Origin of the sequence: Lentilactobacillus senioris DSM 24302 = JCM 17472, from assembly GCF_001436555.1 — a bacterium.
GTDB lineage: Bacteria > Bacillota > Bacilli > Lactobacillales > Lactobacillaceae > Lentilactobacillus > Lentilactobacillus senioris.
In genome coordinates, this window is sequence record NZ_AYZR01000009.1 from 157,371 (window position 1) to 170,053 (window position 12,683).

Annotated in this window: 14 protein-coding genes and 1 riboswitch; of the genes, 8 read left to right on the forward strand and 6 right to left on the reverse strand. The window is 40.0% G+C overall.

What is annotated here, in order from left to right:
* The first annotated feature begins 74 nt into the window (after positions 1-74).
* Both FC56_RS07335 and FC56_RS07340 read left to right on the forward strand, forming a co-directional pair.
* Entirely contained in the window at positions 75-632 is a 558-nt protein-coding gene (locus FC56_RS07335; protein WP_054670487.1) for a M15 family metallopeptidase, read from the forward strand.
* Positions 633-648: 16 nt separating this feature from the next.
* Positions 649-2,526, forward strand: a complete 1,878-nt coding sequence (locus FC56_RS07340; protein ID WP_056978687.1) for an FAD/NAD(P)-binding protein — start codon at positions 649-651, stop codon at positions 2,524-2,526.
* A gap of 60 nt (positions 2,527-2,586) precedes the next feature.
* Here the strand turns inward: FC56_RS07340 and FC56_RS07345 are convergent, their stop codons facing one another.
* Entirely contained in the window at positions 2,587-3,213 is a 627-nt protein-coding gene (locus tag FC56_RS07345) for an LVIS_2131 family protein (protein ID WP_054670483.1), read from the reverse strand.
* Positions 3,214-3,301: 88 nt separating this feature from the next.
* On the opposite strand from FC56_RS07345, the gene FC56_RS07350 reads away from it, so the two are divergent.
* Complete coding sequence (locus tag FC56_RS07350) at positions 3,302-4,246, forward strand: linear amide C-N hydrolase (RefSeq protein WP_056978689.1); 945 nt, start codon at positions 3,302-3,304, stop codon at positions 4,244-4,246.
* Here FC56_RS07350 and FC56_RS07355 read toward each other — a convergent pair.
* Together FC56_RS07355 and FC56_RS07360 are read right to left on the reverse strand one after the other, a co-directional pair.
* Complete coding sequence (locus tag FC56_RS07355; protein ID WP_056978691.1) at positions 4,238-5,029, reverse strand: Cof-type HAD-IIB family hydrolase; 792 nt, start codon at positions 5,027-5,029, stop codon at positions 4,238-4,240. The two genes, FC56_RS07350 and FC56_RS07355, sit on opposite strands and share 9 nt — an antisense overlap.
* A 199-nt stretch (positions 5,030-5,228) precedes the next feature.
* Positions 5,229-6,392 carry a D-alanyl-D-alanine carboxypeptidase family protein gene (locus FC56_RS07360; protein ID WP_056978693.1) on the reverse strand — a complete coding sequence of 388 codons (1,164 nt, stop codon included), beginning with the start codon at positions 6,390-6,392 and terminating at the stop codon, positions 5,229-5,231.
* Positions 6,393-6,550: 158 nt separating this feature from the next.
* Positions 6,551-6,640: riboswitch (TPP riboswitch) on the forward strand.
* A gap of 94 nt (positions 6,641-6,734) precedes the next feature.
* Between FC56_RS07360 and FC56_RS07365 the strand changes: the two genes are divergently transcribed.
* The 4 genes from FC56_RS07365 (at position 6,735) to FC56_RS07380 (ending at position 9,650) form a co-directional block, all read left to right on the forward strand.
* Positions 6,735-7,295 (forward strand): ECF transporter S component, encoded by a 561-nt coding sequence (locus FC56_RS07365; RefSeq protein WP_056978695.1) that lies wholly within the window; start codon positions 6,735-6,737, stop codon positions 7,293-7,295.
* Between the two features lie 12 nt (positions 7,296-7,307).
* The gene (locus FC56_RS07370) at positions 7,308-8,738 is read left to right on the forward strand and encodes an ABC transporter ATP-binding protein (RefSeq protein ID WP_056978697.1); all 1,431 of its coding nucleotides are present in this window, start codon (positions 7,308-7,310) and stop codon (positions 8,736-8,738) included.
* Complete coding sequence (locus FC56_RS07375) at positions 8,735-9,403, forward strand: energy-coupling factor transporter transmembrane component T family protein (RefSeq protein ID WP_056978699.1); 669 nt, start codon at positions 8,735-8,737, stop codon at positions 9,401-9,403. Before FC56_RS07370 ends, FC56_RS07375 begins: the two co-directional genes overlap by 4 nt.
* A 64-nt stretch (positions 9,404-9,467) precedes the next feature.
* The gene (locus FC56_RS07380; RefSeq protein ID WP_054670463.1) at positions 9,468-9,650 is read left to right on the forward strand and encodes an LBP_cg2779 family protein; all 183 of its coding nucleotides are present in this window, start codon (positions 9,468-9,470) and stop codon (positions 9,648-9,650) included.
* Positions 9,651-9,680: 30 nt separating this feature from the next.
* On the opposite strand, the gene FC56_RS07385 is transcribed toward FC56_RS07380, so the two are convergent.
* From FC56_RS07385 to FC56_RS07395, 3 genes are read right to left on the reverse strand one after another with little or no spacing between them, the layout of a single operon-like run.
* A complete protein-coding gene (locus FC56_RS07385) occupies positions 9,681-10,046 on the reverse strand; it encodes a hypothetical protein (RefSeq protein ID WP_054670459.1) in 366 nt (121 codons plus the stop codon).
* A 17-nt stretch (positions 10,047-10,063) separates the two neighbouring features.
* Positions 10,064-11,206: a hypothetical protein gene (locus tag FC56_RS07390; protein WP_056978701.1), complete on the reverse strand. Its 1,143-nt coding sequence runs from the start codon at positions 11,204-11,206 to the stop codon at positions 10,064-10,066.
* A 12-nt stretch (positions 11,207-11,218) separates the two neighbouring features.
* The gene (locus FC56_RS07395; RefSeq protein WP_054670451.1) at positions 11,219-12,193 is read right to left on the reverse strand and encodes an asparaginase; all 975 of its coding nucleotides are present in this window, start codon (positions 12,191-12,193) and stop codon (positions 11,219-11,221) included.
* Between the two features lie 92 nt (positions 12,194-12,285).
* On the opposite strand from FC56_RS07395, the gene FC56_RS07400 reads away from it, so the two are divergent.
* Positions 12,286-12,657 (forward strand): hypothetical protein, encoded by a 372-nt coding sequence (locus FC56_RS07400; protein ID WP_056978703.1) that lies wholly within the window; start codon positions 12,286-12,288, stop codon positions 12,655-12,657.
* Positions 12,658-12,683 lie beyond the last annotated feature (26 nt).

Sequence of the window (12,683 nt, forward strand, 5' to 3'; positions counted from 1 at the left end):
ACTTGCAATTATGACGCTAATAGTTGACGATATAATTAAATTTAATTTACAGCCCACACCATCGGAGGACTATAATGAATAATAAATTTAATCAAGGCTACCTAAACGTTAAAACTATTGCTCCAGATGTAATTGTGGATCTTCGTTATGCGACTACCAACAATTTCACTGGAAAAGTCATTTATGATTTTGATCAAGCAATTGCCAGAGAAGATACAGTACGGAAATTGGCAGTCGCTAGTGATAATTTAAAACGTCAAGGTTACCGAATCAAGATCTGGGATGCCTACCGTCCCGTTTATGCACAAAAACATTTATTTGAGGTTTATCCGGATCCTACTTGGGTAGCGGAGCCAGATCCCAACTTTAGTCATCAAAAAGGAGTTACATTTGATGTTACCCTCACCGACTTGGCTGGTAACGAGTTAGAAATGCCAACTGCCTTTGATGATTTTACGGCAGCCGCTAAACGGACTGCTCCTCGGACTCAACAAATTGACAAAAATTATCACATTCTCACCGACGCAATGGAAGCCGCTGGCTTTGTCGGTTACGAAAATGAATGGTGGGATTTTCGGGATGCTGATATGGATCAATTCGGTCCTAATCAGGTAGATCCCAAAGAATATTAAATTAGGAGTATCTATAATGAAAACTGCAATTATTGGCGCAGGACCTCGTGGGGTTTTGACCATCTCCGCTTTAATTAACCAATATAAAAACAGAACCGATAAGGAACAGCCACTGACCATCGAATTATTTGATTCGTATCCGATTGGCGGCCGGGTTTGGAAACTTGATCAATGGCCAGGCTTAATTATGAACACCCCTGCTGATCAGGTTACTTTATTCACCGACGCCTCAGTCACTCTCTCCAGTCCGGTATTTGACGGTCCATCTTTATTCGAATGGGCTACTAGTGACTTAGCAACTAATTACTTAACGGAAAATAAACTAGCTTCAGAATTAATTACCGCTGCTCAAAACTTGGGTCCTAAGGACTATGCTCCGCGAGCTTTGTTTGGCGCCTACATTCAATGGTTTTATGCTCAATTACTATCGCAACTGCCATTTAACGTACACATTAACTTCCACCAAGAGCTAGTAGTTCGATTAGACCGTCTTAAAAATAGTTCCATTACGCTAACTACCAGTGAACAAGAATACATGGTTGATTCCGTCACCATTAGTTTGGGTCAACAAGAGAATTACCTAACGGAAGCAGAACAAACGTTGGCGCTGTACGCTAATGAACATAATTTAAGTTATACTCCCCCTACCAGTCCTGCAGACGTTGATTTAAGCAAAATCCCAGCTAATGAAAACGTAATTGTACGGGGAATCGGACTATCATTTTTCGATTATGTTTCAGAATTAACACTGGGTCGAGGGGGTCACTACATGCAAAATAGTGATGGCACCCTAGTTTACCAACCATCTGGACGAGAACCACGAATCATTGCCGGTTCTAAACGTAGCATTCCTTACTACCCTAAAGCAATTAGTCAAAAGGGATATGGCGAAAAAGTCCGTCCTAGCTTTTTAACAGAGGCAAATATCCAATCAGCCTTAGTTGACGGTCATCTACCTTATGATGAATTTATTAAATTATTACGCTTGGATATTGAGCTTGCTTACTATATGGCACTCATTGACACCCACTACCCTACTCAAAATGCTAGTCAGTTTAAAGCTGCTTTTATTCAAAACGAAAATCGTCAAGCTGTAGTTGCTGATTTTGGCATTTTACCAGGAGACGTCTGGAATTGGGATCGTATCATTCATCCAGTTGGTAACCAAGGCTCCGTTTCTACGGTGGAATACCAAAATGAATTAATTAGTTGGATTGATTGGATTACTAACGATGCAGAATTAGGTTCTAAAACCGGACCCATCACTTCAGCATTAGAGTTACTTCGTGATTTTCGTGACGTAATTCGTTCCATTATTAATCGGCGACTATTTACCGATGATGAATACGTTAACCGTTTCTTATCAAATTACAACTCTACCAACAACTTCTTATCCGTTGGACCACCAGCTTTACGAACAGCTCAGCTATCCGCATTAATGCGTTCTGGAATTGTTACAATTACCGCTCCAGATATGGAAATCGAAGGCCGTGACGGCCGCTTTGTAGCTATTACCCCTCGCAATAACGATGTCTTTGCGGCTGATATTGTTCTAGAGGCTCGAGTTCCTAAGCCATCAATTTTAACCACTTCTAACCCATTATTAGAAGACATGGTAAGTAATAACCTATTAAGTCCTACAACCATTATCCATGAAGGTAAAATTATGCCATTGCCGGCTGTCTCCGTAACCCAAAATAGTGATCAAGTGGTAGCTGCAACCGGACAAGTTTTGCCCAACGTCTTTGTTTGGGGATTACAATTAGAAAGTCTTCGCTGGAGCACCACCTTAAGCCCCCGTCCGGGAGTTAACGACTTAAATCTACAAACCGCAGATTTTATCGCAGCTAAGTTACTTCACCTTATTCCCGCAGACGATGCAGAATTAATGTAATTAAAAAAGCACTTAAGAAGTCAATCTGATTTCTTAAGTGCTTTTAATTACTCATTAGTCTTAGTTCTCTGTATTCATAAATGATTTATCCGGAATTCGAATTAAGCTAAAGCGATTAGCTTGGCGACCAGCGTGTAAGCCAATTCCGTTTAAGAACGTTTTCTTATAGGTGGTAGTTACCGTGCCCACCCAAGCTTTTTGATAGCGGATATCAAGATGATCTAATTGCTTTTGATCCCAATCGTAAGCTGAGGATTGAACATTAGTATTGTGTTTACCCATCACAATGGTAGCGTTCAAACTATCAACGTGATACTTTTCTCCGTTAACTAGATAAGTATATTGTTGAATGGGCCGTTTGTTACCGGCATTTTTGACTTGAACGTAATAAGAGTGATCGCCATCAGAATCAATTACTAACGGTTCAAATTGATACGACGTATTCACAGCTGATTTGCTTAACTGGTTGACGTCTTGAAAAAACGTTACCTTAGCCATTGCAATGAAGGCTACCAAGAAGACGACTAACTCAAGCGTTGATTTTCCTAAATTCCGCCATGAGAAATTACGTTTTTCGGTAACAATCAGTTTAATCCGCCGAACTCGCATGTCATGAACCATCCAAATACCGTAAATTAAAACGATCGCCCATAACGCCATCCCGACCAAGTTCCAGGTTGACTTCATAAATAAATTCTCCTTTTCCTTGTCAATAAGTCTAGTTTACACTATTTTAGAGTTAATTGAAAAATAAAGCAGATTGAAGGTGGATAAAGTGTGTACCAGCTTAACCTTAAGTAGTTTAGATCAACATCAATTTCTAGCCAGAACCATGGATGTTCCAGTGGCTGAAGACTGGCACGTAATTTTAATGAACCAACTAACATGGCAACCCGCATTAGCAACCGAACGCTCCATCTCATTTCCATTTATCGGTGGGGGCCGTCAAGTAGCAAATCGCTTCGTAATGGCGGATGGAGTCAACTCGGCCGGACTAGCTTGTGCTGAATTACAATTTCCCATTCGGGCAGTCTATCAATCCAACCTTTCTACCACCAAATTAAACCTAACCCCTCAAGATTTGATTTTCTGGGTTCTTTTCGAACACGATAGCGTCTCAGCAGTAGAAGCTGATTTAGCTAATATTGAATTAGTGGCTCGTCCTTGGCTAGTTGGCGATAAAATTTTTAGTTTTCACTGGATAATTAGTGATAAAAATGGAGAATGCTTAATTATTGAGTCTACTAAGGATGGCCGGTTAGTTGTTAATTCGGAACTGGGCGTATTGACCAACTCTCCTGACTATCCCACACACGTGGCTAATTTGACTACTGAATTAAATACCAATAATGGGTTAGCCGCCTTAAAGGCAAGCGCTAAACAACGAGTATTAGCTAATGAAATTCCAACGGCAACTAATACCCCCACTACAAGGTTTTTATATGCAGCCATTGCTAAATTAGGAACCAGCCAACCACTTAATCATCACGAAGCTACTAACTGGTTATTTAACTTACTAGATCAAGTAGCTATTCCCTTTACAAATGATATGTTAGAGCATGCAAACTACAATTTTACTCATTATCAGTCTATTTGTGATACCACCGAATTAACCTACCGATTCCGCTCCACGATGCCTAATGAGAAGCGGACGGTACTAAGATTTAATTTAACTCGGTTACTATCTCTTTATCCACACCAGAACTTTCTTTTAAAGTAGGTGCTGAATAATGTGCTGAACACCGCCATGGTCATTATCCAGTGGGGTTACTTGAGAAATCCGAGTTAATAGATTTGGAGCAGCGTTTTTCATTGCCCATCCCTGCTTAGCGGCGGCTAGCATGGCATAATCATTATCGTTATCCCCAAATGCCACTAATTGATCAACGGTTAGCTGCCAATTATCTAATAAGCGTTGAATTCCGGCTAACTTACTGATTCCTGGTAACATGATGTCAATTCCATTCATCCCACTCATGACGGCTTCTACTTGGTCACCGAATTGATTTAAAATGGCCTGCTTATATTCGAACACGTCCGCTTCTGGCCATGTTACGTCCAATTTATACGCTGGTTGATCAATGGTCATTAAGTCTGCCGCCTGTAAGTTCGCGTAAAAATAACGAGCCGCTAACAGGCGGTTACTGTCCTTGGGCTGATTAGAAAAAGTTTGGTCTGTTGTCACCACAATAATTGCTGCTTGCGGATATGTAGTTGTTAACCATCGAACTATTTCATGCCACAGTTTAGTTGGCAACAGTTGTTGGGAAATAGACTGGCCGGTTTCATTCACTACATGAGCGCCGTTGTTAGAAACGTAAGAAATCGGACCAATTACGTTAGCAAATAGTTGCTGTAAATGCTCATAATGATTACTACTAGCTACCACTAAATGATCGCCATTAGTCTTCATTTGGTCTAACAATTGTTGTACTAGCGGTTCGTCAAACCCACCTTGATCATTTAAAAAAGTCCCATCCATATCACTAGCAAAAACAGTCATTTAGCATCCCTTCTTTCCACACCAGCATACAAGAAAAGCTTGTTTTTGACCAATAAGTAAATGGGCTAAACCTTATTCGTTAATTTAAATAATAAAAAAACTCAGTTGCAGATTATTCATCTCCAACTGAGTTTTTGATTGTAATTATTGATTGGTGTTCTTCAAGTCAGCAATTACTAATTCTTGAAAGATTCAGTGTTTACTTATACACATCCGCCGTCTTATAAACGTGCTTCATCAATGAATTAGTTTCGGTAAATTCGTTTTGATCATTTAAGACCACCGTAATTAACCGGTGCTTACCCGCTTTTTGGGAAGTAGCTACCAAGCACAAGCCAGCGCGAGGAGTGTATCCCGTCTTCAATCCGTCTACATTTAGATCACTAGAGTAATACGTCTTCCCCTTCAGCAACCGATTAGCATTTGTCAATGTTTGGCCGTCGGTCTTCATTGAAGTTAGCTTAGATTGCTTCAACACATCTGGATAATCGTTAATCAGTTTACGTGCAATGGTAGCCAAATCCTTAGCAGATACTTCGTTCCCCGCAGTGTAACTACCACTTGCCCAGTAACCATAAGGACTTAAATCGTCATTTTCTAATCCGGAAGCTGAAACAAACTTAGTTTTGCTGCTTAATCCCCAAGCGGCAGCTTGAGCATTCATCTTTTTGATAAATTTAGCGTTACTACCTGAAACCCAGCGTCCCAATGCGATGGCCGCATTATTAGATGATTCAATCAAGGCTGCATCGTACAATTGTTTAACGGTGTACTTATGTCCAGTCTTAAATTGAAATCCTCCAACGGCTGAGCTTAAGCCCATTGATCGTAATCCAGAACCAGCTACGGAAACTGTCTTGTTCCAAGCATTTTCTTTTTCAGCTTTTTGAACTGCTAAATAAATGGTCATTAGCTTACCAGTTGAGGCCACTAACCGTTGTGTATTGCCATTATGAGAAGCTAATACTTCTCCGGTTTTCGCATCCATAGCCAAATATGACTTAGCATATTTTAACCCAAATGGTGATTTGCCCTTTGTTAGGTATTTATTCCACACCCAACCACCAATTCCGCTAGCACTCTTAGCGTAATAGAAAACCGCTTTCTTACTGCCGTTTTTCATCACCGCTTCTTTAGTAACGTAATATGTAGTGTAAGGATGGGTTTTAAGATTTACAATCTTTTTAGTGTGTGCTTGATTGTAAAAGGCCCCTGAATTGCTAGCTTTATGATAAGCCGCTTTAGTAACCTTCTTAATACTAACCGTTTTATAGGCTGCTTGAGAATTGACTTGGCTAACTGTAAAGCCACCAACTAAACCAAAAGTTACCGTTGCTAATAATTTGATCACTTGTTTTTTCATTTTCGTTTTCTCCTTTAACCTTATCTAAAATAGCATGGAAAAAGGCTAGCAACAATACTTCTGGCAATTCTGTAACTCAGATGTTGAAGTGTTAACCCATTTGTAATTTTGGAAATAATTTGTCAGCTTTCCGTTTGTTGGTTATAATACAAGTATCATACAACTATCTGGGGTGCCTAACGGCTGAGAAACACCCATCGAACCTGATCTGGTTAGTACCAGCGAAGGGAGCATATTCCGTTGTATTCCGAATGGATAATAATGCTAGATGAAGTGGGCGCAGTTCGTTAACTCGGACTGCGCCTTTTTGGTTGCATGAAATTTATTTTGGAGGTTGTTGTCATGAAACAACAACGTTGGTCTTTACGTAATATCATTTTAATTGCTTTAATCGCAATTTTTTGCGGTTTGATTTTCTGGGGAGCAGGATTCTTATACACCGCCCTTACAGTTGCTTTGACACCTTTAGGAATGGCGCCCTATGCTAACGATATTTTAATGGGGCTGTGGTGCATGGCCGGTCCGCTAACCGGTTATATCATCCGGATTCCAGGTTCTGCCTTTTTAGGTGAGTTCTTGGGCTCTGCAGTGGAGGTTTTTCTAGGTGGTCAATGGGGAGCTAGTGCGTTTATTTCTGGGTTGGTCCAAGGGATTGGTTCAGAACTTGGATTTACCTTAACTGGCTATAAACATTATGACTGGTTAGGTTTAAGTGCCTCAATTTTGTCTACTACCATTATTACCTTCGCCTGGGATTGGTTCCGTAGTGGTTACAATCAATATGGAGCCTTAATGTTAATCGGTTTATTTGTGACCCGGTTAATTTCCACATTTGTATTCGCAGGTTTATTAACCCGTTTAATCACTAATTTGTTAGATCGCAGTCAAGTGCTAAACCGCTAAGTAGGTGCTAAAATGACCCAAGTTACCCTTTCAGATTTTTCATTTCAATACGCTAAAGCTGACCAACCAACTTTAAGCCACTTAAACCTTACCTTTCCTAGCGCTCAATTTAACCTGTTAATTGGTCCATCCGGAAGTGGCAAGACTACCTTATTAAAATTTATCGCTGGGTTGTATCCACAATTCATCGAGCAACCAGCCAGTGGCCAAATTTACTTTGACGACCAAGAAATCAATTCACTAACCGCTATGGCAAAAAATCATTTGGTCGGTATGGTCTTTCAAAATCCCAACCAGCAATTCGCCATGGATACCGTCGAAAACGAACTCACCTTTGTGCTTGAGAATATGCAAGTAGCACCGGAGAAAATGAATAATTTAATCGATTACGCCCTGGATTTTTGCGGGGGAACATCACTAAAAAACAGATTATTAAACACCCTTTCCGGCGGTGAAAAACAACGAGTCGCTTTAGCCTGCATCGTGGCTATGGATCCAGCGGTAATCGTTTTGGATGAGCCCTTCGCCAGCATTGACCCACATACTAGACAAGACTTAATTGAAAAACTCAAACAACTGCAATTACACCACCAGAAAACCATTATTTTAGCTGATCACGACTTAAGTGATTACGCTGACGTAGTTGATCAGGTGTTTGAACTCGATCCTCAAACCCACCAACTCAGTGAGTTAAACTCGCTGGAAACGCAACAACGATTCGAACGGTTCAACCAAAACATTAACGCTCACCAAGCCGTTTCATTGCCAAACGCTTCCTTGGTCAGTTGCCTAACCCTTAATCAATTCAGTTTGGCTCCCCATGGGGTAGAATTAATTACACCCACCCAGTTTGATTTTTATCAAGGACAGACTACGTTGATCACTGGCGAAAACGGAATTGGTAAATCAACCCTTTTTGCAGCGTTAACCAACTTAATTAACTATCAAGGCAATATCACTTATTTAGACCATAATATTGCTAAGCTCAAGGCTAAATCATATGCTTTGGAAGTTAGTTTTCTCTTTCAAGACGCCGAAAACCAATTTTTATCTATTACAGTAGGTGAAGAATTAGCCTTAGCTAAAAAATATCGACGGCACTTTAAATATTCAGACGTGCAAATTCAAACGATGTTAGACCAATTAGGGTTGGCTGGCCGCGAAACCCAAGTGGTATATTCCCTGAGTGAGGGGCAAAAGAAAAAACTCCAAATCATTGTGATGCTTATTATGGCCAGTCCGGTACTCCTATTGGATGAGCCGCTGAAAGGTTTAGATCTTGCCTCAGTCAAAATTGTGGTAGAACTACTGCAACAAGCTAAACATCTCTTTAACCAAACTCAAATTATCATCAGTCACCAACTTACTGGTTTAGCCCCATTAATCGATTTACACGTACTATTTAAAGACCACCAACTAACTTATCAGGAGGTGTTAGGATGAACGCGGGTTTAAAATTGCTGCTAACCATTTGGATTGCCATTGAAATCTCATTTGTCACTAACCTAACTGTTAACTTAGTAGTTATTGGGGTCAGCTTGATCATTTTATTGTTCACTAAAATTAAATGGCAATCACTGTTTAAATTGTTTTTTTGGCCCTTATTTCCGGCTGCGGGACTTCTAGTTTCTCAATTATTTTACGGTAACGGTGGACCGCTTTTCGCTTGGATTTTATTCACTCGGATTTACGCGTACGTTTTGGTGGGGGCCATCTTTACCGAAACTACTGACCTTACCACTTTAGCGTTAACCCTAGAACAGAATTTTCACCTCCCTGCCAAATTTGCTTACGGCGTGTTAGCTGCCTTTAATCTCTTACCAAAGATAGTAGAGCAAGTAAAAACCATTAAAACCGCTGGACTAATGCGCGGTGTAGTTCTACACTTTTGGTCCCCTCAGCTATACTTCAAAGCCATTTTGGCTTCAATCTCATGGTCCGAAAACTTGGCAGAGGCAATGACTTCGCATGGCTTTGTTGAAGGTCAGCGTCGTAGTCACCGTTATCCTACCAGATTAAACTATCTTGATTGGGGATTATTCATCGCAGTAATCATTGCGTTTCAGTTATTAATCTGGGTAGCAACTAATTCTCAAAGTCTTTTTTAACTGAATCTTCCATTTATTGGTATAATAATATTAGAATTTAATGCTAATAATTGGAGGTAACAACATGAGTGATCATTTTAGTACCCTAGCCGAAGAGATTATCGACTTTCAAAAGAAACACGAATTAGCAGATACCCAACTCGCTTTTAACCTACACATGTCGGTAGAGCGACTTCACGATATTAAGTCAATGGAAGTTAAACCCACCGCGGAAGAAACAGCTAATATCACTAGCTACGTGCGGTAAATAAAAAGTCGTTCCCATAATGGGAGCGACTTATTTTTTATGCCGATTTTGTGCCTGAGCATTTTTTTGTCTTCTAATTTTGGCTCTTTGCTCTGTTTGAGCTTCCAAAGCCTGCTGTTTCTTTAAACGTTCCGCTTCAATTTTAACAGCTTTTAATTTTTGTTCCTCAGCTTTTTTGGCTTGGCGTTCTTCATGATAGCTCCATAATCCCACAAAAATGAGGGCTAAAATAATCGAAAATGGAAAGGTCCACCATTCAAAATACCGACCTTGTGGATAAACTAACGGTCCAATCAAATTATATCCGGCCATGAATATCGTTAGTGCGCCAACAACCTCAAGGGTGTTTTTTAACCATTTAGGTAATTTTTTATGCGGTTTTTTATTATCAGCCATGTTCTTCCCTTACACTTCTATAATCGAGCTAAATATGTTTTTAGGTATTCAAATGCCATCTCTACGATGGTTTCTAGTCCAATATTTTTTTCCTGCACAATATCGTCATCCACGGTAGAGACGGTAAGCGTTGCGTTTTGTTTATTGATTCTTTTAATAACCCCGGTGATTGTACCAGCTTCTAGGGAGCGGAATCTAATCACAGCTTGGGTGCGCTGACTTTGACCAATAATCCGTAAAAAGTTATTATCATTAGCGTCAAATGCGCGATCAGCATTTAATAGTGGAGCAGCAAAACGGTGCCAACTCTTATTTTCAGCCACCACCGCTGCAATTACACTTAAATAATCACTGGTGGTGATAACTTGTTGGATATCGTCATATCTGAACCAAACATAACCGCCGAACTGACCGTTACCGTCAACCATAGCCATGATCATTTCACTAGCGTTAGCCACCAAAAATTGGCCAATATAAAAATATTCTCGATTATTTTTAGGTTGGACGATTGCTAATTGCTGACTACTAACTAGTTCTTGCAATTGGCCCGGTAAATCTGTCAAAACTAATTGTTGCGGATCCACATGATTAGCAGGCACCATTTGAGATAACAATGGCGTCAGTGAGGCCATTTCTTGGCCACCAAACTCAATTCCTACTACCTCATCAGCTCTCAAAACTACCGTGCGTCGCTTTTGAAAATCATACTTATCAATTCGATCAACTAGAATCTGTTGGTCATCGAATTTTACAACCACACTTTCTTGGTACTGTTCATCTTTACCAGCCCTAGTAGTAATTAGCATCGCTAACATTTGCTGGTTTTGCAATAATGTTAACAACGCCTGTGTTAGTTCCATTGCTGAAGGTAATAATAGTTCAGTTTCTTCATGATGTAATTTTTGTTTATCCGCAAATAAGATTAGTTTCTTCATATGATCCAAATCAAAACTATCAGTTTCGATAAAATCAACGATCACATTTTTTAATAACACGCCACCATCTCGGATGCCGTTATCATTATAAGTTTCTAAAATAAAGGCTTGGCTACCCACTCGTTTAACATAACCAGTATAAACTACTTCGTTATTTACCTGGTAAACGTTGATTAGCTTACGCCGCTTCTGGGCCTTTAATAATTGTTCCTTTAATTCACTCAAATAGTTACCGCCTTACGAAATGGCGTCACTAACGAAGTTAACTAGGTCAGCTCCCGTTTTACCGGCACTTAACCCAACTAATAACTTAATCCGGGCTTTAGGTCCGTTTAAGCCCCGACAGAAAGTGACTCCCATTTTCTTTAATTCAATTCCGCCACCTTCATAACCGTAAATATCTTGAGCTACCCCGTTGTAACAACGTGAGACCAAAACAATTGGAATATCATTAGCTAATAATTTACTAATTCCATCTAACGTTTCAGGTGGGACATTACCAGCTCCAGTTCCTTCTAAGACCAAACCTTTAGTTTCTGGACGATCAATGGCGTCAAATAAGAAACTGTCCATTCCTGCATAGGCTTCTAAGAGATAGACATTATCAATTACCTGATCAATATCGCAGACTTCAGATTGCACTAGTTCTTGGAAAAAGACCGCTTTATGTTCTACAATCAAACCAATTGGTCCAAACGTAGGAGTCCGGAAAGTATCCACATTTGTAGTGTGGGTTTTTGTAACATATCTTGCAGTATGAATTTCATCATTCATTACCACCAAAACACCCTTACCATACGCTTCTGCTGTAGCAGCTACCAACACGGCTGATTGAAAATTATACAGGCCATCAGATCCAATTTGGTTAGAAGAACGCATCGCCCCGGTCATAACTACCGGAATCGTATTAGGCAGTGTAAGATCTAAGAAGTAAGCAGTCTCTTCCAAGGTATCGGTTCCGTGGGTTACTACCACGCCATCAATGCCCTCATCTTCTGCACGTTTAATGCGTTGCTTAATTTTAAGCATGTGCTTAGGCGTAATATGAGGTGATGGTAAGTTAAATACTTCTTCGTTAATTAATTCAATATCGTCATTAAGTGGCCCGGTTGCTGAAGCAATTGGGTTTGCACTGTTCGGAGTTACTTCTCCATTTTCATCTTGAGACATTGAAATGGTACCGCCAGTATGTAGCGCCAAAATTCGTTTCATTTTTGGTTCCTCCGTTATTTATAATTCTCTCATTCTATTGTACAGTTATCCGATTTTAATTTGAACCATATTTCACGAAAGAAGGAAGATTTATGAATCAATCAGATCGTTTTTTTCAACCCCAAAATTCTAAAGACGCCATGCGTCAGATCGAAAAACTGTTTAATCAATACAAAGACGCTCCGTTAACTAGTGAACTAATTACTTACCACCGTTCGTTAATGAGCCGACTACAAACCGATATTTTAGCGGCTGCCAAACAAGAAGGGATTCCAGACCGTCTCGCTGCAAATCAATCCATGATAGACATCATGAACCATTGGCTCACCATTCGTTTAAGTGGTCAACCTTACAATGGTAAAATGAAAAGTTTCAAGTTTGTGGCCGATAATGCAACCCCCAAATTTAAACGGCGAGTATTAAAATCTAAAGGTGCAAGCAATCACCGATCTGCTAGGCATTAGCGGAGTTACAATGCTATAATTGAACT

What these genes read in the sequence shown, in the direction of transcription:
- FC56_RS07380 (WP_054670463.1), top strand. Translation starts at nt 9,468, where the DNA reads ATGAGTGATCATTTTAGTACCCTAGCCGAAGAGATTATCGACTTTCAA.
- FC56_RS07365 (WP_056978695.1), top strand. Translation starts at nt 6,735, where the DNA reads ATGAAACAACAACGTTGGTCTTTACGTAATATCATTTTAATTGCTTTA.
- FC56_RS07370 (WP_056978697.1), top strand. Translation starts at nt 7,308, where the DNA reads ATGACCCAAGTTACCCTTTCAGATTTTTCATTTCAATACGCTAAAGCT.
- FC56_RS07395 (WP_054670451.1), bottom strand. Translation starts at nt 12,193, where the DNA reads ATGAAACGAATTTTGGCGCTACATACTGGCGGTACCATTTCAATGTCT.
- FC56_RS07360 (WP_056978693.1), bottom strand. Translation starts at nt 6,392, where the DNA reads ATGAAAAAACAAGTGATCAAATTATTAGCAACGGTAACTTTTGGTTTA.
- FC56_RS07340 (WP_056978687.1), top strand. Translation starts at nt 649, where the DNA reads ATGAAAACTGCAATTATTGGCGCAGGACCTCGTGGGGTTTTGACCATC.
- FC56_RS07345 (WP_054670483.1), bottom strand. Translation starts at nt 3,213, where the DNA reads ATGAAGTCAACCTGGAACTTGGTCGGGATGGCGTTATGGGCGATCGTT.
- FC56_RS07355 (WP_056978691.1), bottom strand. Translation starts at nt 5,029, where the DNA reads ATGACTGTTTTTGCTAGTGATATGGATGGGACTTTTTTAAATGATCAA.
- FC56_RS07375 (WP_056978699.1), top strand. Translation starts at nt 8,735, where the DNA reads ATGAACGCGGGTTTAAAATTGCTGCTAACCATTTGGATTGCCATTGAA.
- FC56_RS07335 (WP_054670487.1), top strand. Translation starts at nt 75, where the DNA reads ATGAATAATAAATTTAATCAAGGCTACCTAAACGTTAAAACTATTGCT.
- FC56_RS07400 (WP_056978703.1), top strand. Translation starts at nt 12,286, where the DNA reads ATGAATCAATCAGATCGTTTTTTTCAACCCCAAAATTCTAAAGACGCC.
- FC56_RS07385 (WP_054670459.1), bottom strand. Translation starts at nt 10,046, where the DNA reads ATGGCTGATAATAAAAAACCGCATAAAAAATTACCTAAATGGTTAAAA.